General features: G+C 51.9%; 1 protein-coding gene. It reads left to right on the top strand.

The features are described from left to right. On the top strand, positions 1-722 hold a 722-nt coding region (locus ACTHUM_RS16575), incomplete at both ends, for an MFS transporter (protein WP_440403502.1).

Genomic DNA, 722 nt, shown 5'->3' with positions numbered 1-722 from the left:
CCTTTACCCTGCAAAGCTCACAAATGAGCCGAATTTTTCAAACTTTAGGCGCTGACCCGCACAATTTGGGCTGGTTTTTCATTCTGCCCCCATTGGCCGGTATGTTGGTTCAGCCGATTGTGGGCTACTACTCAGACCGCACTTGGATGCCGCGCTTGGGTGGCCGTCGTCTGCCCTATCTGCTTTACGGTACGCTGATTGCGGTTATCGTCATGATTCTGATGCCGAACTCGGGCAGCTTCGGTTTTGGCTACGCTTCTTTGGCGGCTTTGTCGTTTGGCGCGTTGATGATTGCGCTGTTGGACGTATCCTCCAATATGGCGATGCAGCCGTTTAAGATGATGGTTGGCGATATGGTCAATGAGGAGCAGAAAAGCTACGCCTACGGGATTCAAAGTTTCTTAGCGAATACGGGCGCGGTTGTGGCGGCGATTCTGCCGTTTGTGTTCGCGTATATCGGTTTGGCGAACACTGCCGAGAAAGGCGTCGTGCCGCAGACCGTGGTCGTGGCATTCTATGTGGGCGCAGCGTTGCTGATTATTACCAGTGCGTTCACCATCTTCAAAGTCAAAGAGTATGACCCGGAAACCTACGCCCGCTACCACGGTATCGACGTAGCAGCAAATCAGGAAAAAGCCAACTGGTTCGAACTCTTAAAAACCGCACCTAAAGCGTTTTGGACAGTCACTTTGGTGCAATTCTTCTGCTGGTTTGCCTTCCAA

This window comes from Neisseria sp. P0021.S006 (assembly GCF_051956895.1).
Note: the sequence above shows the minus strand (reverse complement) of the source record. Positions and strands in the feature narration are given on the sequence as shown.